We start from the raw sequence: 21,759 nt of genomic DNA, 5'->3' as shown, positions 1-21,759 counted from the left end.
GAAGTAGGGAAGGTAGGGATAAGAAACACATTGAAAAAAATTCGGTAGAAAAAGCGGCGTGAGCTTCTTTGAGATCTGTCCCCGGCGCTCTCTGGTGAGTTGGCCTGCACAGAAAAAAGCCCCTGCATGAGGGGCTGGTTGGTGGAGGAGGGGAATCAAGCGGCTTTTTGCTCGGGTGTCTTAGAGCTTTGCTCAGCTTGCCCATTCTCAGCAAAGGGGTCCATGGTTGCGAAATTATCATGGTCGTCCTGATTTTTTGCGTAGTCCGAGAAAAGCATATTTGCCTTCTCGCCAATGTAGGCTGCGAACAATGACTGACATTCCGCTTTTCCTGGCAATCGGTAGAAAGGTTTGGTCGAGCCTCCTTTCCAGTTCACTGCCCAATTTGAGGGGAAGTTGAAAATTTTCCCGAGAGTCTTTGAAAATTCCATGATCTCGATACGGTTTGAGAAAACCGAATTTTCTTTGAAGTGCTGGAAAAATTCAGCGCGGTTCAGCTTGGCTTCCATTGCCCACTGCTGCATTGACAAGAATTCATAATCAAGCTCACCTGAGAGCAAGTTGTAGAGATATTTCTCAACTGGTCTCAGTGATTGAACCTTGACCTCAGTCTTCGCATCGTTTGCAACTAGATTTTTTGGGTCAAAACCAGTCAGATCGATCTCGTTCATAAAGTAATTAACCAGATAGTGCTTGCCTTCGCCTTCAAGCCATTTATAGTATTTGTCGAAATATTCACGATCACCAATCAATGTGTCCGTGCAGTTAAATACATTGAAGCGACGATCATTTGTGCCAATTGGGACAATCCAGTCCTCGTTGCTCGTGAAAACATAGAAGGCAACATTGGGAATTGTAGTGCCGGAAACATGCTTGATTGCAATATTTCGGGTCTTGGCGGTGATTGCGTTCTTTAGCTTGCCTTCTTTGGTCTTGTCTCCACCCCAAACGCTTTCTTCCATGAGGAAGTATTTCAGGTGAATGGTCGAGTCATTGAACCCAAAAATGTCGTCCACATCGTCAATGATCCGGCTGTGCTTAGGACACATTTCGCTCAAGGTAAGGGAAATTGTGGTCTTACCGCAACCCTGCTTACCTTTCAGGGCGACACTGGTTCCTGTTTGTTTCTGAGGGTAACGAACCGTATAAGCCAGGAGCTTGATAAGGTGATCTTTGTGTTCCTTCGTGCCGTCAATTAACTTATCAATATGGTCAAGAAAAGGCTTATGGTCTCCTTTTTTAGGTTCAACAAAACCATGCCAGAAGTTCAATGCTTCAGGGTTCTTGAACTCGGGATTGACATTGAAAGTTGCATACTCGTATCGGGTGCATAATGTTTCAGACTCAATCCAAAGAAAGCTAAAGAATTTCTTGGTGCAACGGTCATTTTCGCAAACGTAGAAATTGTCGCGTCTATGATAGTCATGGAAATCTTTGATGCTTTTGAACTCGTAAATAAGTCCGACATCTGGGTCCGTGCGTGAGCTAACGATTACTGTCTTGCCGTTTAAGTTCAGCAGCGAGTATTTTTCAAAATATTCGACATATTTTTTGTATTTTGCAAGGTCTTCAACGCTATTGAACAGGAAACCAAATTGGTCAAGATCGTCGTCTCTTTTCTGGTCTTCTGCGTTGGGTCTATCAGTTGTAGCTTCTGTATTGACATTTTCAGAATCTTTGTTTATTGTTGTCATAGTATTTTCCTTTGTGAATTCTCGTCTGGTGTCCACCTTTGAGAGTTAGTTATTAAGTCCTTCAGATTGCAGTCTGAGGGATTTCTTGTTTCTTAGACTGTTGCCTTGATCAATAAAAGTTTCGCTTCGATTTCGCGTCTTACTGCTTCACGCATGAGGTCGCTAGTATTAAATCCAAAATCTCTTAACTTTTTAATGTCACGCTCCATGTCTTCCGTAGATTTGAACTGTAGCAATTTTGGGTAGTTTTGTTTTTCACTCATAATTAATCTCCTCGTATTAAAAGTATTACCTGTATTACTAACAATAACGTCTTTTAGGTTGTTGTCAATACTTCAGAGAAAAAATGTTTCATCTTTCATATCTCTCTGCTCATGAAAAGCTTTCCAGTTTTTTAAATCAGGAATGAAAGTCATTGCTGGTGTTGGTCTGTCGTAATCAATAATTCCATGCCCACAATAATTCCTGAAGCTTCCAAGCTCGATATTGCAAGCAAGCAATGGATAGACTATCTGGACAGTGCTCATGATTACCATGTGCCAGTCGATATCCAGCGCAACCACATGAACCTGTCTCAGTCTGGCTGGCTGTCGCTCGTATAAATCCTGAAGCTGTGCCAGAAGCAGGGTGCCCGCTCCGCAACCTCCTGTATCCCCAAACAGAATGTGCTTGCCGTCGCGCAGGTCAATGTTGTGAAATCCTGTGAGACCCGTGGCAACCGGCCATGGAGTCAGAAATTGCCCCCACTTTATGTTAAGCCTGATCTGGCTATAGAGACTGCCTACCAGGTCGGTGAACGGGTCACGGCTCTTCATGAGCAACAGATAGTCCTCAGCAATATCTCCAAGGCGTTCCCATGCCTCAGGATCTGCCCTGTATTGGTCCAATTCGCGATAGAAGCTCGAATCAACGCGAAGGTCGCCAGAAGGGAAGGCAAGTCGAAATAGCCCCTCCCCAACGAGAGCATTGAATAGAACCTGCATGAGGTCATCGACAACTGACTTGGGCGTGAGTCCTTGCTTCGAGACCCGGCAAATTTCGTCAATCTTCTTGGCGATTGTTTTCATAGCTGTGTCTCCCCATTGAATGGCCGGCAGTGCATATAAGTCGTCTCGTCCAGCATTTCAGTCTTCCCGTTATGCAAGGTGACTTCAATCCCGTGAAAGCCTCCGTGACGGCCGCGTGTGAGAACTGCTGCAACACGGTCGATCTCACTTGCTCGTGCCTTCAAAACGGACTGGAGAGACAAGCTCCAGTTAGTCAAGTGGTCGTAGTTCAAGACATACTGACAAAAGAGCATTCCCCCACTGTGGTAGGGCAAGCCAAGCTTTTTCTTGTGCTCTTGAAGCCAGGTGTTCGCGATCACAACGGTGTATTGCTTCTTTTCAGTGTCGTTCAATCTGTATTGGTTCTTTTTCATAGTGCTCTCCTCACATGGTCAAGTTAATAGTTGCTGGCTCGTCCACTCCGAATGGATCAGACCCGTTCAGTTCGTCCGGGGTGAGATTGCTTTCTTCCGTGTGTGGTTCGTCACAAGCCTCCGGTTCAGGGCAGCCGTAATATTCTTCAAATCCAGCCGTCTCCTGAAAGCAGGCAACTTCGCCGTTGAAAAACTCAACTTCAAAACGGCATGGCATGTATGGATCGTTTTCAGTCATGAAGATACGAAGCTCGGGATATTTCTTTGCAAGCTCGAACACCTTCTCTCCCCAATGTCCTTTGGTTGTGAAGGAGATACAAAATTTATGCTCGGTCAGGTTCCAGCCAATAAAATCGAGAATATGAAAGTAATTTTCCGGACCAGTGGTCATTTCCTTATTTATTACTTGTAGTGCGGAAATGCCTTCAATCGTTACTGATACATGTTTTGTGTTTGCCATGATTTTTCCTTTATGTGATTGTGTAAGTAATTTTATGCTTCTATCTTCAATTCTCAATGTCACCCATGGCAGAATAAAAATCCAGGGTTGCCATAAACCGGCTTGACATTGAGTTTCGTTCCGTCTCTCTCTAGTGCGTAAGCTGCATGAGTGATCATGCTGGAGAGGACACTATCCAGCTCGCGGTCGTTGAAGAAAACACACTTGCTGTTAGTTCTCTCTGCCAAGGCGTAGAAATCTGATTTCGTCAGGCCGTCTTTGTTTGCAAGCTCCAGACCTCGCAAGATCAGGTCTTTCCCTTCCGCACCAAAGATATCAAACACCATCTTGATTGCTCTTTGCCGGTAGTGGCGAACAATCCGGCTCTCTGCCATCATGAGTGCGAGAAAAGCCGATTGCATTTCAACAATCTGGTTATTCTTAAAGCCTGCTCGCTCCAGAAGTTCTCCTGCTTGTGTTACCTGCGCTGCTGCTGCGAAAAATTTGTCTTCGTTCATAGTGGGTCTCCTCAAAGGTTAATTTCGATGCTGTTGATTTCAAGCTCCAGGTGGGGTTTTTCGGCCGTCCCGATATTGTTCATCTCGCCGTAACTATGGAAGAGCACAGAGCGTTTGCCGTGGGTGTTCTTCATTTCAACCGACAAAACACAGTAGGGGTTGAAAGACTCTTGCTGGTTAGCGGTGGCTACAATCTTTCCTGCAAGGCTAATAATTGCCTCCTTACCGCTACCCATAAGCTTCTGGATGTCTGCCCTGAAAGCTCTATTGTTTTCAATGTCCTCGTCAGGATTCTTCGTGCCCCATGCTTGGGCAAGGCCTACCATGTAGGAAAGGTGTGCTTCGTAACGGTTCTGGATATCGAGAAAGCCGTTAATCGCTTGAATCAGTTTCTGGTTGTTAGTCATTTCATGCTCCTTAGAATTGTTTAAAGTGTTTTTGCTTCGTCTTCGGTAATCCATGCAAAAGGGGTGTAGCCATTGCCGTAGTTAAACGACATGCCAAGAATTCCCCACTTCTTCTTCCAGTCATAAACTTCAAGGTTCATGCTTGGATAATCTGAAAGTTTCCCTTCGAAATGCACGAAAATATAGTCCGCGCCGAGCTTATCGGCTTCTTCATCAACCATGGCTCTGAACTCCTCGACATTGTCTTGTTCGGGGTTGAATTCAAAAGTCCTTCGCATCAATCGGGCAATAATGTGATAAGTCGCGTTGCTGGTGCCAGGGATAAAGTCAGGCTGATTCATAGCTTTAACCAGTGTTGCCGCCATGCTGTTTGTAATCGCTGAGGCAAGAGGGCTGAGGCGGTAGGTTGCTTCAAACGACAAGTTAGGGCGATTCGATTTCATTGCATTTCTCCTTGGTTAAAATTGCAGTGTGTTGCGATAAAGTTTCCGGCCAGATAATTTAATTGGTCCCGTGGCAGGTTCGGGAATAGGGTCCTCATGAAAAGCTTGGTCGTGCTTTGAATCTCCTTGTAGTCTGGTGGATTGGATTTCCAGGAATCAATTTTTTTGAGAAGGAATAGAGTCTGCTCAATGTTCATGACCGTTCTCAAAGCAAAACTACGAGGGTGTTGTAGGGAATTTCTTCGTCTTCATGCATGTCCTCTTGCTTTACATCAGCGAAGCTATACAGAAAAATCGCTGCCTTGCCTTTGTAAAATCCATGGTGACAATCACGAAATGCTACGGGGTCGAAGTTCTCATGCCGGTTGGCCGTAGCTGCAACTTCACAAGCCCAATTGAAGGCTCTGCGCTTGCAGTTATTCAAAATCAAGCCAAGCTGAGTTTCGAACATGCTCATATACTTGTCGCCTGATTGCGAGTGTTCCCAAAGCTGGTGGTTGCCGTCTGCATTCAAGAGTTTTGACTGATTAATAGCTTGGAGAGTCATAAGCGAGTTCACGGCATCTTCAAGTTTTGCAATAAATTTGGTTTTCATGTTTTATCCTTGTTAGTTGTAGTAGTGCTTAGCGTGCCGATTCTTGCCAGTCGATGTCAGTCCACTCTTCGTGCAGCAGGCATGAAACTCCGATATAGGAGCGTTTGCCTTTTTTCTGGATAATGTCAGTGATAAAGTCAGGTTCGTTCACTTCGTTCATGCTCATTTTGAAAAAGACAATTTCGCTCGCTCGTCCGTCATCGACGGCTTTAATCAATTGAGCTTTCACGCCTTCTTCGAAACCCTGATCAACAGAAAATCCCCCCACGAATTCATGGTCGCGATATTCCACAAAGTCAGAGCGACATTTCCCGGTGATAAGAAACTGCTTCTGGAAAGTGTCAACAATCGAGAGCGTGTTAAGAATGAGAGAAGGGCGAACTTTAATGTTTTCGAGTTTGATTTGTTTCATGGTTTTTTCTCCTAATTAAATGCGGTGGCTGATAATGGTGGTTGTGCTCTCAAAGATTTCAGAGGGCAAGAGGTGAACAATTCGGCGTGCTCCTGCCCGGATAAGTCGCTCTGCAACTTCGAGAGGCGATTCGCCATGCTTCAGAACCGTTGCATTGCCGGTCTCATCCAGAAGAACCGACGGGGCATTGGAATGCTTCGCAGGAGCTTCCTTCAGGCGGTAGTAGCCGTTGCTGTCAAGACTCAGAGTGTTGCTCGCAATCAGTGAGTTGACGGCCTGGATCATTGCCGTGCTGTCCACACTGCCTCCAAGTGCTGCAACGAGTTCATCTGCAATGTCGGTCCGGCTCATGGGCTTGTTATCGAGAAAGAGACCCCGGATAACAGTCATGTATCGGTTCTGCGACGGGTTTGCCTTGATAGCAACGGGCAGGCGGGTGCCATTAGGCCCGCGCTTCTTCACCCCCATGAGGTCATAAATCTGCTTATAGGTGTAGAGAACCGGGATACTGATGCCAGTGAGATTCGAGATTTCGGACAGGCTGACCTCAATCCCTTCACTTTTCAGGGTTTCAACTGTCAGCTTCACTTCTGCCATTCCTTGATGTTTCGATTTGTAGGCTTTCATTGTGTTGTTCCTCATCAGTTAGTTAGTGGGTTGTCCCGTCTATGTTTGCCTGGCTGTTTGAAAGTGAATTCATTCGACGGGGCAGTTATCAAGAAATTGCAGATTTAATCCGAGGCTGCATGTTGGCCAATTCATTCATGCAACTTATTTTTTCATCTGCTTTTCTTTAATGTGGTGCCAGAATATCCTTTAACTTTCAATCTCCCTACGCAGCTTTGGCAGAGTAAAATGCCAGCTCTGCCATGGAATGGCCCTTGGCTTTCTTGACAAGACAGAATGAATTCTGGTAACGCGGAAATTGGTGATATGAAGCGTCGGCTCTGGCTTAGAGCCGTCTATGCCCGTGCGGGTGTAGAAGACGGGTATCAAATGACGGTGGCTTGCCGTGAGGCGGGAAGCTATCTATCGGCATTGGAGGGCTTGCGATGGGATAGATATGAGGCAGGGCAGTTACCTCAGCGGCGGGTGGTCGATATGGTCAATAGTGTCCTCACCGGAACCGGCTCAATGTTTCATGAGGGTCCGTTCGATCTTCCCGTTTGGGAGGTGCTAGAAGGTAACGAGAAGGCTTGCTTAAAGCAGGTAGATCATTTCCTTGATTACCACTATAAGAATGCGGGTGAGGTGAGGCTGGCCGAGCCGCTTAAGGCAAGCTGGAGCTTTTTGCACGTTCAGTTTGCAGAAGTGAAGCCTGGTGAGGATTGGGATCTCGAAGACAGATTCAGGAAGGTGACGGCATGCTTCAGAACCCTGCAAGCGGACTTGACGGTTCGACACTTGAAGCTTGATACGAATGTCTATTCCCTCGTCTTCACTGAATATCAAAGCTCGTCTGACTCTGAAGTTCCCTATTCCGCTTCATCCCTTTTGGCTGCGATAGCCATGTGGCAACTCGCCATTAAGTGTCCAGTCAAGTCGTTCAGGGAGCATGCTCAATACTTCCTTGAGGGGTTAAACCAAGGGGCTATCGCATATGAATTTGACGAATTCGGCAAAGATATCAGCGAGTATATGTCGGTCTTGCTCAAGAATTCTGGAGTGGTGGGAAAGGATAACCTCTTGCCGTTGCCAATGCCCGGTCCAAGGATTGGCGATAAGTTTTAGGGGCGTTGACTTTCCCAGATTTAATCGTAAAGTAGTAAGGCTCCAAGCAAGTTCGTTGTTGTCTTCTTAGAGTAATTTGTTGTTGTTCATCTGTTGAAAAAGGCGCGACCTCCTTCGCGCTTTTTTCTTTTGTAGCTCACACTTCATGCAAAGTTGACAATTTATCAAAATCCGTAAAAAAGAAAAAAATCAATCTGCGCAAACAGGCCTGGTCAGTTAGGCAGTCTTTTTTTTCGTCTTCGCTTGACAATCGGGTGAAATTTGGTAGAACTATATTATTCACATCCTAGTGTGAATATATAGAAAGAAGTCAGGCCGTTTTTACTCCCGTTTAGATTGTCTGTTTTTCTTCGCTATTTTTTATTAGCAGAATCGCCCTCAGTCGCCTGAGGGCTTTTTTGTGGCTCGTTGACTTTATGTGTTAACGCTATATAAGTGAAGCAGACGACAACAATAACAATAATAAGGAGGCCTTATGTATCTCGTCGCATTACTTCTCTTCATGAGCATGCTGCCGCAATTGGCCCATGCTCAAAATCTCTTCACGGTGCCTCAGGGCGATCTTGCTCTAGCACTTACCAATGCGGTATTCCCAGACTTGGCCGGCACGGGTGGAGCAGATCCCATGGCGTCGGGAATCGGAATCTTCGTTGCCTGCTGTTTGATAGTCGGAGGTGTGCTGGTGACTCATACCTTGTTTGTGACCACGGTCGGCACGGCTCATGACGGTGAATTCCTGGGCAAGAAATACAATCCAGCGTTCATGCCGATTCGATTTGCTGCCTTCACGGCGTTGCTGCTTCCGGTTGTCAAGGGAAGCTACTGTCTCATGCAAGTGATTGTCTACTGGCTCGTAATTCAAGGGGTGGGGCTAGCTGATACGGTATGGACGAAATACGTCTCGTCTCAGAACCTGAGCCAGTCCATGACGGCTTCAATCACGCCTCCCCAAGTCAATGACTTCGCCTACAAGACCTTCGAGTCTCTGGTGTGCCTGCAACTCGTCCAGAATGCCATGAAAGATCCGAGTGCCGACGTGCTCAATGGTGGCTCGGATTTCGGTCAGTCTACGGCTACTGGAACCATGAGCAACTTTATTTATTTTGGTGACAAAAACGAGGTCTCGGGCTTTACGAAAGATAGCTGTGGTCGAATCACTATTGGCATTTATAGCGTGCCTGCCGTGCAAACTTCGAGCGTAACAAGTTTCATGTTCAATGTGTCTGACGCATACACTCGCATGAAGGCAATCAATGACGCTCATCCTGCTGAGGTCAATAAAATGATTGCTTCGCTGACTCCTCTAGCGGCTCGGGTTGCGGCCGGTGCCGTTATCGATCCGGCTCAGATTGACAAGATAGCGAACACTTATCAAAGCGACATGCTACAGGTGGCTCAGGCTCAGGTGGCAACCATGGATCTGTTCGCCAATATCTCTCAGAATGCCTCACAAAACGGATTCGCGGTAGCTGGTGCGTGGTTCGTGCCGCTGTCGTTCTACATGGATATGATTAACCGGTCGGTGGCCTCAGTTCCTACGGCTACAGGTCCTAACGGCATGACAACCGGAATCGTTCAGGATCAGTGGGAACACATCATGTCTCCCCTGCAAAAGACACTGGATAAGGCAAGTCAAACCCTGACCCTCGGGATTGATAGTCAACCTGGTGGAGCAAACCAGTCCTGGTGGTCTTCAATCAAAGACACGGTGCTCAAGGGTGACGTGAATGTGATTTTTAATAGGGTCTTTTCCTCCGTCACACAATACAAAACGATAGACGGTGAGAACCCCATGATGAGCCTGACTCGTCTTGGTCACTATGTATTAGCTGCCGGTGTTGGCTCGTTCATGGCGGTCATCGGTCTCATGTCCACGGTAGGCAATGCTCCAGGAATTGGAACGGCGTTGCTGGCTGTCATGAGCTTCGTTGTGGCTCCGCTGCTGATTACCGGGGTTATCATCACCTACATTTTGCCCTTCATGCCGTTCCTCATTTTTATCGGGGCCTTGGTGGGTTGGGCAGTGTTAGTGATTGAAGCCGTGATTGCGGCGCCTCTATGGTGCGTCATGCACTTGACGGCAAACGGTGACGAAGTTTTGGGGTCCGGTGCTGCTGGATACCGGCTGGTGCTCTCCCTTCTTCTGAGGCCCGTCTTGCTCGTGTTTGGTCTTATCGCTGCTCTCACCATGACTCAGGTCGTGGGAGACCTTCTAAACCGTCTTTTTGCCGGTGCATTCCTGCTGAGCCAAACTGATTCAGGGTTCCTGGTGAAGGTGTTGGGCGGCATGATCATGGCTCCAATCATGTATGCGGCAATGATTTTTACCTTCCTGAAAAAGTCGTTCGAAATGACAACTCATATTGGAGACCATATCGAAAATTGGATCGGCAATGGTGGTCCTAAGTTGGGTCAAGACGCTGCTGATATGGGCGGGGATAGCTCACATACTTTCCGTGCTGCGGCTCTGGTCGGGAACATTGCCGGTCAAGGTGCTGAAGGCACTATGAATGGTAAGAAAATGCTTGCCAATGCTCCTACAGGTGGCACTCCACGCGAACTGAAAGACGAAAAAATGCAGGGGCAAATGGAGGCTGTTAAGGCTGGTGCGCTCAAGCAACTCGGACCCAATGCCAAGGAAAACGACAAGTTCTCGACGGGTATTCAGACTGAGGCTCGCATGAATCAGGTCATGGAAAAATTGGGCGGTGCCGATTCTCCCCATGCTGAAAAATTCCTCGACAGTGTCAACGAGAGAATGGCTAAGGAGCCAAACATTCCTCCTTCAGAGCATATCAATGCCGCCTTTCATCGTCAGTTGAGTCAGAAATATGGTGTTGGCACTGGAACAGCCCTACATGAAGTCTCAGGCGGTAGTTATGCTGGTCCTGAGTTCGATAAGGCTGTGGAAGGTTATGAGACTGCATATGCCAAACTGGACGATGCGGGATTCAAGCCAGATCAAGTTCGTAGTCAGATTAAGAAGGTCAATGAGAAGGCGAGAAGTAGCTTTAAGAATGATAATGATTCTGTGCAAAATGGCGGCAAGTTCAAGATGGGTGACTATCTGAAAAATGAGCTTGGAAATGTTGGAATAGAATAAAAAAAGCCCCTCAAACGAGGGGCTTCTGCATGCTGCTTGAGTAATCAGGCTGCTTTCTTGGCTTTCTGATCTGCTGCATTCTTTTCCATACGCTTTGCCTTTGCATCGATTTCTTCGCGGGTGTAGCCCAAGTCTGCAAGTTGTTCCTTGGTCGCTTTGTGGCCCGATGCCTTTTCCACGCGAACAATCAGGCCCAGACGCTGCTCTTTCTTTTCATAGGCAATGAACTCGCTGAACGGCTTCTTCTGCTTCCAGAGATCGAGAAGACCTTGCACATCTGCTGGGACCGTCTTCAAAGCGGCGGGCCAAAGGATCGCAACGTCGCCCTTCTGCAAAGGCGCCGCTTGCTTCTTACCAGTCTCGGCAGAGGCAGCGTTCGATCCTGCGGGAGCTTCGCCGTTTGAAGGCTCGTCGCTCTTGAACACATCCGAAGTCTTGAGGCGGAAGGTGGCTGTAATCTCTTGAGCAACAGCGATAGCTTGCGCCTTGTTGCTTACGAGAGCCGAAATGGGAAGCGAATTTTCAGCGATGATCGTGTGAATGTTGTTGATAGCCTCTTGTCGACCAGCCTCCAGCGCGTCTTCAAATGCCTTCTTTGCTGCTTCCGCTGCTGCTTTGAGGTCTGCCAAAGATTGGGTCTTCGTTGCCATGTCCATGTCTTCCTTCTTTAGAAAAAAGTAGTTCTACAATGTGGTTTATAAAGCTCACTGAGTCTGTCTCAACAAGCTTCCTTCTTGTGTGCCTTTTGATGTTTGTACTTTATATCTAGCAACAATCAGCGTCAACAACTTGATCATGTCTCTTTGCATATTTTTATTTTTTCATGTTTAACGATTGAATTCGGACACTCAGCATGCATGAAACCATTGGCAGGGAGGAGGAAGTTTGGTTCCTCTGTCTCCTGAAAACCCTCACCTTGGCAAACCTGTATTCGCATTGTTTTCATTCATGAATGTTAGTGAGCACTATCATTGAAAGATAGATTTCTCCAGGATAGGCAAACCCTCCCGTGGGGAATCTTCTCCTTGCCGGAGTGGCGTCAGAGCATGAGAACAAGCAGATAGATAAGCTTCACTGCTGGCGGAAGGGGTGGAGCAAGTAGAACTCTTTGAGAATAATGCAAGCCAGCGTTCAAAGCTCATGCTTGCTATGGACTCGGTCAATGACCGTTTTGGGCGAGGAACCCTGAAAGTAGGAAGTGTGGAAGGCAGGCAACCATGGCATATGACACAAGACAAGAAAACGCCTTGCTATACGACAGAGTGGTCAAGCCTTCCGGTTGCGAAATGACAAGATTCGCATAACTAAATATTGGTTATTGCTCCGTTCATACCTCAATGGTCGTCGTTTTCCAAACGTCTGAGGCAAGACCTATAAGCATGTCTTGCCTGCCATCAATAGCGGTTGAATCCCAAGCGTCAAATGGCTTCAAATCTTGGTTGATTCGAGTAATCGAGGTGTTCTGCCCGACATGGCTAAGCCCCACCAAACTGCGGGTAAGATAGTTTCCGCTTTCTTGATACAGTGCCTTCTTCTCGGCATAAAAATTGTTGCCGGCAACTACATTGATAGGCTTTTCGAGGAGTGTGAGGTTTCCGAGTCTGGCCTTGTATAAATGGTAGTTGAGGGTTGGATTCGCCAGTGCCCAAGATGCGGTCAATTCCGGTGTTGGAGTCTGAGGCAAGATATGTTCAATTTCGAGGTTAATGTAGGGGGCAAGGCTTGCGGGGCTCTTCGTCCCGTTGAATGCCATATCCACATACTGCGTCAGTTTTGCGATCAAGTATCGTGACCGATACTGCTGCATTGAATGGAGGTTGAATCGCTTAAGCGCATCCTTCAGTTCGGCGGATTTGCTTTCCATGTTTGTCTCAAAGCGCTCAGCCACAAACGAGTTCAACCGCGTTTTCTGCGCTGCAAGGTCCGGCTCAAGGCTTATGACTCGAAGCTCATCGGCCCACAACGAAAAGCTGCGTTCCAAATCTTTCGTCGGTGTTTTGGTGAAAATATAATAGAAAAGGAAGCTTTCAAGTTGCACGACGAAATGATCAAACAGTGTCTTTGGCAATCCAGCGGCAGCGAGCAAGAGAACGTAGTGCAAGCTGAATGCCCCGCCTGTCAGACGCTTCAGATTGTCCATGGGAACACTAGCCTTGCGGTCATTGCCTTGGCCGCTGCTAAAGGCAAGATAGTTCTCGACGTTCAGAATCACCTTTCGGACGAACTCGAAGGGTTTCGCCCCGTATTCGCATAGCCGCGCATTGTCTTTCTCAACGAACCAGTCATAGATTTCGTCTTCCCGCACGACAGCATCGTTGCGAGCATTCTTGATAACGTAGTTCGCCATGAGGTAATAGCGAAGGAACCGAAGAGGCTTTTCTTTCGCCTGCTCTAGAGGCTTGGTGATCTTCTTCCATTCGTCCTTAAGCCTTGTGAACTGCTCTTGCTTCACCTGTGTGAACAGCAAGTTTTTCAACAAGTCCATTGGGTTGAGGCCGACACCGCGCTCGTTGATAGTCTCAAAAATCTTTAGTGCGCTGCTGACATCGGTCGAAATTTGAATAAAGACAACATTGTTGGCAAGATAGCCCCAGTACTTCTTGAGTTGTGCAGTGTCTTCGAAATTTGTTTTCAGATAGTTGTAGATCGTGTCGTAAGCACCAAGGAGATTTTCAAGCGAGCCGAAACTTGGAATGGTCGCGGCCTGAATGGCAGTGCGCACCGTTTGCGGGTCGGCATCGAGTTCTACGAGTTTGCGCATGACGTCGCCTGCGTTCTCGTATCTTGGATCGAGCTTCAATTTGGCTTGAATCTCACCTTGATCGTCGGTATAGCTCATCGAGACTAGGTTCGCTATCAGTTGCTTGTGCTGGCTATCCGGTCCGAACAGGTTCTTAAGGGCACATAGCAACAGAAAAAACGTCGTCAAACGTTGCTGACCATCAATTACTTCGAAATGTTCCGGCTCGTCACTTGGCGAGACAAGCACCGTCCCTATGAAGTAGGGACGCGAAGAACCGGCATCGATTTGCTCGTTGATGTCGTCAAGTAGTTGCTGAACTTCCTTGTCAGTCCAAACATACTCTCGCTGGTAGTCTGGAATAATGTAGTAACACTCCTTGAAGGCTGTGTTGATAGTGTGCTGGTGATTTTCGATGCGCGCCATTGTCTTGTTTTCCGAGCGGTGCGAGTTGTTGTTAGTGCGAAGGCTTGTGTATGGTCCTTACTCTTCTTCGAGTAACGAAGGCTGGTTCGCGACAATAGGATTGATAAACTTCGAAAGCATATCTTGCTGGTCGGTCAAAAACGGTGCGTCTTTGACTTTCTGGTGGAGATTGAGCATTCGCTTTTCGGCGCGAATCAAAATCGTGTCGTAGCGAAGAGGCCTGATTTTCACTTGATCGTCGTCCTCAGTGCGGGTGCCTCCTTCCCCTTGTTCGATCTGGTCGCCAAGCACGAAGCCGTCTACCTTCGTGGCTTTACCAATAATGCCTTTTTTCTTAAGCTCTTTTACATACTTCCAGACTTGCTCTTTTTCCTTTGATCCAAGCGACAGCCCCGTGGTCTTCAAGTCAACAATGACGACATGCGCAATTCCGTCCTCGTTGTATTCCTCATCAAAGGAAGAGCATGCATAAAAGCCGACACTGCTGTCGGGCAAGATAACAAAGTCTGGTCTGTTAAGTGTGCCCTTGCCACCCTTCACGCCGAAGAGGTCGCGTATGACGGTTGTCATTCCTCGGTTGGCCGTGAATTCTATTGACTCAAACTGAGGGCCGAACATCCATAGACCCTTCTCAAAAAGAGGCTGGAGTTCGTGAACCTCATCAATGCCCGCTACCTGCACCTTCGCTTTGAGTTCAGCAATAATTTTTAGGCGGGTCTGAATCTCGTCCAAGGCAATCTTAGCCATTCCTATGGTCCACTCAGTCAAGATATTGTGGAGAGCATCGAGATCGGAAGGCCCCTGAGAATGCAGTAGGTCAAGCAAGCCAAAGCGAGATTTCGATTTTTCTAACTTCGTGAGAATTGTCGTAAGTTGAAGTATTTCTTGTTCGCCAAAATTCGGACATTTTTCCACAACCTCATTGACGAATGAGTGAACGCGATCCTTGCTCAACGGTGCCAGCGTATTGACAGACGGACTTATCTTGTCAAGGACATTCTGTCGTTTGCTGTTGAGTTCGTTTCTGGTGGTCTGGGCGATAAGTTCGCGAATCTTGTCTTGAATGATAGGTCGCACCTTCAGCCAAGCGGCATTGTCTTCTTTGAACCAGGACCAGTCTTCTTTGACGGCGTCTGCGCTCTTCAAAAAGTCAGCCTGGACAATGAAGGTATAGCGCTTCGCTTCAGAAGATCTTCCGTCAAGAATGCGAGAGTAGTCAGTGCTTCGCCATGCACAATCACCGACAGCACGGTTTAGAACCCACCAGGCTATACCGTGTTGTTTGGTCGATTTATCCGCTTTCAGCGTGTCGATGTGATAGATCGTCGCCTCTCCGACACCCTCAATAGGGACCTTCACAACTGAGAGGCATGAGGAAGGTATATCGTTGAACGTGATGCGCTTCTGGTCGACAAGGACTTCGAAGGCGGGGTTAGCCAGAAATCGACTACCCAGAAGCTGGCGAGCTTGTTCAGTCGTCAAAGGAATATACGGAATTTCACCGTTGCCTTTGATCTCTGTGCCATGACCTTCCACGCCTTCCGATACATGCTCAATCTCTTCGAAAACAAGCGGGTTGCTCGGAGTGCGGGAAACCTTGACAGTGAAGCGCTCGCCGTTCTTGCATGAGGTGACTGTATAGGCCGTGGAGAAGCAAAAGCTGGCGAATCTTCCCTTACCGTTTTTACCGAAAACGGCACGAGGAAGACCTGAAACATCACTTGGCGGCTCAGTTACCGGGCCGAACTTTGCAATCCGGTCATACGACATGGCGCGCCATATATAACTGAACTCGGCAAGGGTCATGCCTTTGCCGTTGTCTACGATAGAGAATTGTTTCTTCTTCTCGATATCGGGAAGTGTGATTTCGACCTTGGTAGCGTATGCGTCCCATCCATTGGCAACAAGCTCAACAATGGCCGTGCTCGGGTTGGTTATGATCGGGCCAGCCCAACTCTCAAGAAAACGGTCTTCGTAAAGTAGCCCCTGCTGGTCCATGGTCTTCCTCAGTATATTTTTGTCAGGTGTCTTGGTTAGCGAAGCACGATGTCTTCAGTCAAACCGTCATACCGGTAATGAACTATTTCACCGTTTTGAAGCAACTGCACAGCGGCTTCAATGATATGGAGCGGTGCCACGAACCATTCTCGCGGAACCGCCTTCTTGCCTGCGTCGTCGGTGACTGTGATATCAAGACAGTTTTCGCCGAAGAAGGTATGCAACAGGGTCTCGAACTTGTGGACGTTCATATTGTAAGCACGATATGCTGCCTCGACCTTCACCGGGGCCATAAGATAAGTCGGCTCGTGCTCTGCGTTCTTTATGCGGTCCTGAACAGATCCTTTGGTGAATCCGATCTTGAAAAGGTTGGGGATAGCAGTGACGGCGGGAAGGGTGCTTCGTGACGATAGAACATAAATATGGCCTGCTTCCTTGTCTTCCGCTTGTATCCCTTCCAACTCTTCGAGTGCCTTGTCTCTGCTATCCAGGATACGGCGGCCAGCTTCATCTCTGTATAGCTCGCGTGCGAGAGAGCGAAGCAGGATATCTGACTCCGTGCCGTTCTCATATATGCAGCGAAGGCGAGCGTTCAGTTTTCCGTTCTTCGCTATGCGCTCCGGCTCCCCCACATGTGCGACGTAGACCATGACCCCGTGAACAATGAAGAAATGACCCTCGCGTATCTGCTGCTCGCCTGTGAACGCCCTAGCTTCTCTCGTCCCGTCTTTCAGTTCGGCATGACATTGTGCAAACAACGGCTCAAATTCTTTGAAGTCGGGACATGGCTTGCGCTTCGCAATCCTGTCAGGTAGATCGACGTCCTTGGGCACATGCCTGAACGTAAAGATATCGTCTGGTCCCGTGTCTAAGAGGCCCATGCTGTCGTCAGTGAAAATGTCCTGTATTGTTTCGACGGGCTTACCTAGCAAGCCGTATTCATCAAACGGACGAAGCAACTCCGACTTTTCAGCGCTTTCCCGAAATCCCGACAGACGACTAAAAAGCTTGAATTCGGGAACGTTGCCTGTGTCGCCTCCCGGCTCTCGGCCGTTCTCCAGATAGAAAGTCTCAATTTCCTTGAATAGATTGACGAGCCGTTCGTCAGCCGAAAAAACGCCGGTGCTGGCCGGCTTCACATCCAGAAGGCCGTCATCGTCCTCGCTGACTATCCTCAGAAGGTCCTCAAGCTTCATACGCCTTCCTTGCGTCGCATGTTCTTGATATAGATAAGGGCGTCTCCCATACGAGCCTCCAGCGGATCGGACGATTGCTGATTCGGTGCTCTCCCGTTGATCCGGTTGAACTCCTTAATCTTCGGCCAAAGCAACACGGCCTCATCGGGGGTCATGACAATGCGAGTGGCCTCGATAGTCTCTTGTATGACCTTGAGCACGCTCGCAGTAACCGACTTAGATAGGATTTCGTAGGCGGCCTGGAACGGGTTCACTTGGTCAATCAAGTCTATGTGAAGATCGTCAATATTGACAAACTTACCTGCCATCTTAATGAAGCGTCGGTCCCCGTCTTCCTTGAACTCTCCGCCCTTAATAACGGAGTCGGCAACGATATGCTGACGCACGGACTCTACGTCCTCGTCCGACAGGTCCGGGTAACGCAGCTTGATGATTTTGGGAATGAGAACCTTATTGATGACTTCCGCGTCTACCGTTCCAGGTATCGCCTTTATCATAGTGTCGTCTTGGAGAATCTGAGCTTTCAAGTCGTTCAGATCGGACTCAAGAATGTCTTTGACACGCTTCGTTTTTGGCTCCTTGAATCCTCCAATTTTCACTTCTCCGGGGCCAGCTTTATCGTCGTCAGATAGCTTCGCCTTGAATTTGAAATTGGGTGCAAGAACCTGCTCCATGAGAAGGGAGCAGGTGATCGCCTTCAGCATGTTGTTCACAGAGAGCTTAACCAGATCGTCGGTTGCGTCCGGCTCTGCAATCAAGTTCGTGAACTGAGCATGCGTTTTGTTGCTGCTATCGCGCGTGCAGCGGCCGATGATTTGAATGATCTCAGTCAGCGAGCCACGATAGCCAACGGTCAATGCGTGTTCACAAAACGACCAATCGAAACCTTCCTTTGCCATGCCAAGCGCAATTACCAGGTCCAAGTCATCGGGAGATTTCACACTGCGCAGGAATGCGACGATACGGTCACGCGCTTTTGGCTCGTCAAACACGAGATCAGCAACTTTGATAATCTTGCCGTCTGAACTTCGCTTGACGTGAAGTAGCCCGGTGTTCTGATCTTGAAATTCAACATGCCCGATTTTGCCAATGATTTCGTCAACTTCCCGATACTTATCTTGGGTTGATTCACCGGAGCGCACGCTCGGAATATGAAGAATAGTTTTTTTGTCAGTGTCTAGGATTTCCGGTATCGCTGTCAGATATTGCCGCTTGTAGAAGTGGTATCCAATTCCCAAAGATTTCAGGTAGGTGTATCCGTTGAGTTGCTCATAGTAGTTGTAAGTTACTTTGGTAAATCGTGCTTCGTCCTCCGGCAACAGCACGGGAATGCTGTCGCCTCGAAAGTAAGACCCGGTCATTGCAATGACATGTGCAGTCGAGTTCTGCATTACGCCGCGCAGCAGGAATCCTAGGCGGTTGTCCGCGTCAGCCGAAACGTGATGAAATTCATCAATAGCGAGCAAGCAGTCGTTGAATACGTCGTCTTCCATTGCCTCGCACGCAAACCGCAAAGTGGCATGGGTGCAAACCAATATCTGGTCTGCTCCGGCCATGAAGTCAACAAAGTATTTCACCTTGCTGCCGTCGCCCCCAGGTGTGCAGAGGTTGCTCTTGGGGTTGACGATCCAGTCTTCAAAGAAGCCGTATTTGGAGAGTGGCGTTGAATCGAACGAGGCGCCAATGGAGCGCTCTGGAACCGCAATAATCGCCTTCTTGACGCCTTGATTGCGCAGCTTGTCCAGCGCGAGGAACATAAGCGCGCGGCTCTTGCCCGAAGCGGGCGGTGCCTTCAGCAAGAGATATTGATTATGTCTCGCCTCGTAAGCACGGGCCTGCATATCACGCATGCCCATATCGTTGATATTGGTGCTTTGTCCTGTCTGCTCGTAGGCTACTTCAACGATATTGGGCAACTTCGTTCTCCGTCATATGCTCATACAATTTAAAGAGGGCTTTCAGTCGCTCTTCGTCGTTTTGGAACGGTTTGTTCTGATAGCATCCTTCCACGAGTTCATCCATTTCGCGGTGGGCCTGTAAAAGAGGCACGGGCATAAGTGTGGGATCGTAGAGGTTAGCGATCACCATCTCTGGATAGTTTTCGCGTATAGCTAATATCTTAAATACGCATTTTCTTATTTTCTCCCGAACCGCGTCGGGGATCTCGGGGAAGGGAAAATTGTTGTATGCAATAACGTTCGAATACCGGATTCGGGAATCCAATGTGCCGCAAGTTGCCTTCGTCCATAGCATGTGCAACCGCGAGGAAACTACGCCAAAAATGTAAGGATCGCTGTCGTAGATTACCTGCGCAGAATGTATCGCAATATGAGTGGAGTCGTAAAACCCGACCTGTAGATAGTCACGGCGCTCCGATGACGTGCACGGCACTAACATGAATGAGGATTTGGCTGTATGCCGATAGCGAAATTGGTGCGAGCGATTAACCAGCGTCCTAGCGACGTCCCCACCTTCGAGGCGGAATTGCCTGACCAGTGCGACTCGCTCTGCGATAGGGGGAATGTTCAGAGCATCTTTGAGTTGGTCGTCCTCAATCCATAGACACCACTTCTCCATGTTATAGAGAAATTCGTTTCCGCCAGTAAGTTTGCGTATAAATTTTTGGGCCGAAGGGTAGTCTTTCAACAAAGCATCTTTTTCGTCTCTTTCAAGCTTCAGATAGCCTTTGTCTAGCGGCATGTTGCCATAGACCATTTCAGGTATGTCAGACAGGACACGGTTGCACTTCGCGATTATCGCGTTGGAGGCATCCGTTAGATACGGTCCGATATTTTTCGCTGGCAGTCGCCGGTCTTGGAGGTAGATCCACTTTGGCTGCTTGGACTGGTCTCTTAGACCAACGATGGCGCAACTGACGCCTGCCGTATTTTTGGCATTGTTTCCCCACTTGAAGCTTTGGTGTGCGAAATCGATCTCAATGCCTAGCGCAAAGATATGCGGCCAGAGAAGCGACACCTGGTCGCCTTGAACAACCGAGTTGGTGGTGACAAAGCCTGCTTTGGCTTTGCTACCGGCTACATATTGCGCTGCTAGATAAAACCAGCATGCTATAAAATCCAGATTCTTGTAGTCGCGGCTGTGGGCAAATATAGAGGCGATGGCGCGTTTCTGTTCGGCACTTTGTTTCTTAGAACCAAGATAGGGCGGATTGCCGAGGATGTATGTCTCTGTTTCGTCGTCGGTAGCACAGACGGTTTTCCAGTTGAGCACGGTAGCATCGCCGCATACGACATTGCCGCTTGGCTGCAACGGGAGGGTAGGGTGGGTACGGCCGAAACGCTTGAGAGATACAAGATTCATTTGGTGCTCAGCGAGCCACAGAGATAGCAAAGCAACTTCGTGGGCGAAATCGTCCAGTTCTATGCCATAAAACTGCGACAAACGAACGCCGGAGAGGGCGAGCCCACTTTGCTTGTTTAGCTCGTCAAGCTGTTTGAAAATCTCCATTTCGAGTCGACGAAGTTCCTTGTAAGCGATAATAAGGAAATTTCCCGAGCCGCATGCGGGGTCGAAGATGCGTATCTTGGCGAGACGAATCAGCAATTCGTTAAGACGCTTTGTGCTGTTTTTACTGCGCTCAAATTCTTCATAGAGGTCGATCAAAAACAACGGCTCAATCACTTTCATGATGTTGGTGACTGAGGTGTAATGCATGCCCATGCTGCCGCGTTGATCGACATCAACTACTGCCTGAATCATGGACCCGAAGATATCGGGATTGATCTCCGACCAGTTAAGCTCCGATCCGCACTCAATTAATATGTTGCGTGAACGTCTAGAAAATTTTGGGATGGGGTGTTCGTCTGCAAACAATCCGCCGTTCACATACGGAAATTCTCTTAGATAAGCGGGGCCCCTGCTGCGATCAGCAGTGTTCAATACCTTGAACAAGGTTTGCAAGTATTCGGCTAGGTCGTCCCCGTCCTCAGATGTGTGAGCCTGGACGCTTGCACTAAAGAGATCCTTCGGAAATATCTCCGTATCTTCTGCAAAGAAACAGAAAAGGAGTCGTGACAAAAACACATTCAGGCCGTGGGTGGAAGCCGGGTCGCTTGCCGGGTTGTCAACCTTGAGTATGTCGAAAAGCTTCGCCATTTTCTCAGCGGCTTTGACATCGGCTGGATTGTCAGCGACGTGCTGCGCCTTCTTTTCGAAACCTGCCCACGGAAGGAAAAATGCGAAGTGCTTTTGAAGTTCTACGAAAGCAATGTTGAGCTCTTCTTCCGTCTTGCTGTCTATAGCAAATAGCTTATTGAAGTCAGTGGCGACCAAAAAACGCGGCTTATTCCGCTCGACGGCCGGCTCGTCGCGTGCTTCAAGTAGTTGTTCTTCTAGATTTTGTTTAGTGGTGGCAATGAACAGCAGATTGTTTTTCCAGAGAACACGATTTTCGACCTTTGAGAGGTTGTATGTTCCATTGCCCGTCGCTTGCAGTCGTGTAATCGAAGCCTTTGGTTTGTTATAGGCAAGCAAAAGATCAAAAATGAAGTCTTCTTGGGAAGAATTCAGCAAAACCTGACGAACGTTTTCTTCGATCTGTGCAATGTTCATGTTGTTCCGCTTCGTGTTCTCAGGTCTCTAGTTATCAGGGCCGATTGGTATCTGGCGGCGCTTTG

20 protein-coding genes are annotated in these 21,759 nt (G+C 48.2%); 3 read left to right on the top strand and 17 right to left on the bottom strand.

The window, feature by feature from the left end; translation table 11 throughout:
- Positions 1-155: 155 nt before the first annotated feature.
- The 11 genes from LFL96_RS25750 to LFL96_RS25700 all read right to left on the bottom strand — a co-directional run bounded on the left by LFL96_RS25750 (position 156) and on the right by LFL96_RS25700 (position 6,555).
- Entirely contained in the window at positions 156-1,694 is a 1,539-nt protein-coding gene (locus LFL96_RS25750) for a primase-helicase family protein (RefSeq protein WP_281003517.1), read from the bottom strand.
- Between the two features lie 92 nt (positions 1,695-1,786).
- Positions 1,787-1,957, bottom strand: coding sequence for a hypothetical protein (locus LFL96_RS25745; protein WP_281003516.1), 171 nt, complete (start codon positions 1,955-1,957; stop codon positions 1,787-1,789).
- 72 nt (positions 1,958-2,029) lie between these two features.
- Positions 2,030-2,761, bottom strand: a complete 732-nt coding sequence (locus LFL96_RS25740) for a hypothetical protein (RefSeq protein WP_281003515.1) — start codon at positions 2,759-2,761, stop codon at positions 2,030-2,032.
- Positions 2,758-3,114 (bottom strand): hypothetical protein, encoded by a 357-nt coding sequence (locus LFL96_RS25735; protein ID WP_281003514.1) that lies wholly within the window; start codon positions 3,112-3,114, stop codon positions 2,758-2,760. Before LFL96_RS25735 ends, LFL96_RS25740 begins: the two co-directional genes overlap by 4 nt.
- Positions 3,115-3,124: 10 nt before the next feature.
- Positions 3,125-3,574 carry a hypothetical protein gene (locus LFL96_RS25730; protein WP_281003513.1) on the bottom strand — a complete coding sequence of 150 codons (450 nt, stop codon included), beginning with the start codon at positions 3,572-3,574 and terminating at the stop codon, positions 3,125-3,127.
- A 59-nt stretch (positions 3,575-3,633) separates the two neighbouring features.
- Positions 3,634-4,071, bottom strand: coding sequence for a hypothetical protein (locus tag LFL96_RS25725; RefSeq protein ID WP_281003512.1), 438 nt, complete (start codon positions 4,069-4,071; stop codon positions 3,634-3,636).
- Positions 4,072-4,082: 11 nt separating this feature from the next.
- Positions 4,083-4,478, bottom strand: a complete 396-nt coding sequence (locus tag LFL96_RS25720; protein WP_281003511.1) for a hypothetical protein — start codon at positions 4,476-4,478, stop codon at positions 4,083-4,085.
- A 20-nt stretch (positions 4,479-4,498) separates the two neighbouring features.
- Entirely contained in the window at positions 4,499-4,921 is a 423-nt protein-coding gene (locus tag LFL96_RS25715; RefSeq protein WP_281003510.1) for a hypothetical protein, read from the bottom strand.
- A gap of 205 nt (positions 4,922-5,126) precedes the next feature.
- The gene (locus tag LFL96_RS25710) at positions 5,127-5,516 is read right to left on the bottom strand and encodes a hypothetical protein (protein WP_281003509.1); all 390 of its coding nucleotides are present in this window, start codon (positions 5,514-5,516) and stop codon (positions 5,127-5,129) included.
- Between the two features lie 28 nt (positions 5,517-5,544).
- On the bottom strand, positions 5,545-5,928 hold the full coding sequence (locus LFL96_RS25705; RefSeq protein ID WP_281003508.1) for a hypothetical protein: 384 nt from the start codon (positions 5,926-5,928) through the stop codon (positions 5,545-5,547).
- 15 nt (positions 5,929-5,943) lie between these two features.
- Positions 5,944-6,555, bottom strand: a complete 612-nt coding sequence (locus tag LFL96_RS25700; RefSeq protein ID WP_281003507.1) for a hypothetical protein — start codon at positions 6,553-6,555, stop codon at positions 5,944-5,946.
- 276 nt (positions 6,556-6,831) lie between these two features.
- Here LFL96_RS25700 and LFL96_RS25695 point away from each other — a divergent pair, with 276 nt between their 5' ends.
- Both LFL96_RS25695 and LFL96_RS25690 read left to right on the top strand, forming a co-directional pair.
- Positions 6,832-7,659, top strand: a complete 828-nt coding sequence (locus tag LFL96_RS25695) for a hypothetical protein (RefSeq protein ID WP_281003506.1) — start codon at positions 6,832-6,834, stop codon at positions 7,657-7,659.
- Positions 7,660-8,134: 475 nt separating this feature from the next.
- Positions 8,135-10,762, top strand: a complete 2,628-nt coding sequence (locus tag LFL96_RS25690) for a DotA/TraY family protein (RefSeq protein ID WP_281003505.1) — start codon at positions 8,135-8,137, stop codon at positions 10,760-10,762.
- 44 nt (positions 10,763-10,806) lie between these two features.
- On the opposite strand, the gene LFL96_RS25685 is transcribed toward LFL96_RS25690, so the two are convergent.
- The gene (locus LFL96_RS25685; RefSeq protein ID WP_281003504.1) at positions 10,807-11,412 is read right to left on the bottom strand and encodes a hypothetical protein; all 606 of its coding nucleotides are present in this window, start codon (positions 11,410-11,412) and stop codon (positions 10,807-10,809) included.
- A gap of 490 nt (positions 11,413-11,902) precedes the next feature.
- Between LFL96_RS25685 and LFL96_RS25680 the strand changes: the two genes are divergently transcribed.
- Entirely contained in the window at positions 11,903-12,052 is a 150-nt protein-coding gene (locus LFL96_RS25680; RefSeq protein ID WP_281003865.1) for a DUF4113 domain-containing protein, read from the top strand.
- Positions 12,053-12,089: 37 nt separating this feature from the next.
- On the opposite strand, the gene LFL96_RS25675 is transcribed toward LFL96_RS25680, so the two are convergent.
- The 5 genes from LFL96_RS25675 to LFL96_RS25655 are packed head-to-tail and all read right to left on the bottom strand — an operon-like array spanning position 12,090 to position 21,694.
- Positions 12,090-13,928 (bottom strand): DUF262 domain-containing HNH endonuclease family protein, encoded by a 1,839-nt coding sequence (locus LFL96_RS25675; RefSeq protein WP_281003503.1) that lies wholly within the window; start codon positions 13,926-13,928, stop codon positions 12,090-12,092.
- 57 nt (positions 13,929-13,985) lie between these two features.
- Positions 13,986-15,926: an ATP-binding protein gene (locus tag LFL96_RS25670; protein ID WP_281003502.1), complete on the bottom strand. Its 1,941-nt coding sequence runs from the start codon at positions 15,924-15,926 to the stop codon at positions 13,986-13,988.
- 35 nt (positions 15,927-15,961) lie between these two features.
- Positions 15,962-17,122, bottom strand: coding sequence for a GIY-YIG nuclease family protein (locus LFL96_RS25665; RefSeq protein ID WP_281003501.1), 1,161 nt, complete (start codon positions 17,120-17,122; stop codon positions 15,962-15,964).
- Positions 17,119-19,038, bottom strand: coding sequence for a DEAD/DEAH box helicase (locus LFL96_RS25660; protein ID WP_281003500.1), 1,920 nt, complete (start codon positions 19,036-19,038; stop codon positions 17,119-17,121). Before LFL96_RS25660 ends, LFL96_RS25665 begins: the two co-directional genes overlap by 4 nt.
- Positions 19,022-21,694, bottom strand: a complete 2,673-nt coding sequence (locus LFL96_RS25655; protein WP_281003499.1) for a DNA methyltransferase — start codon at positions 21,692-21,694, stop codon at positions 19,022-19,024. Before LFL96_RS25655 ends, LFL96_RS25660 begins: the two co-directional genes overlap by 17 nt.
- Between the last annotated feature and the right edge of the window lie 65 nt (positions 21,695-21,759).

It is taken from the genome of Paraburkholderia sp. D15 (assembly GCF_029910215.1).
Classification (GTDB): domain Bacteria; phylum Pseudomonadota; class Gammaproteobacteria; order Burkholderiales; family Burkholderiaceae; genus Paraburkholderia.
This window is presented reverse-complemented; position numbering and strand designations above follow the sequence as displayed.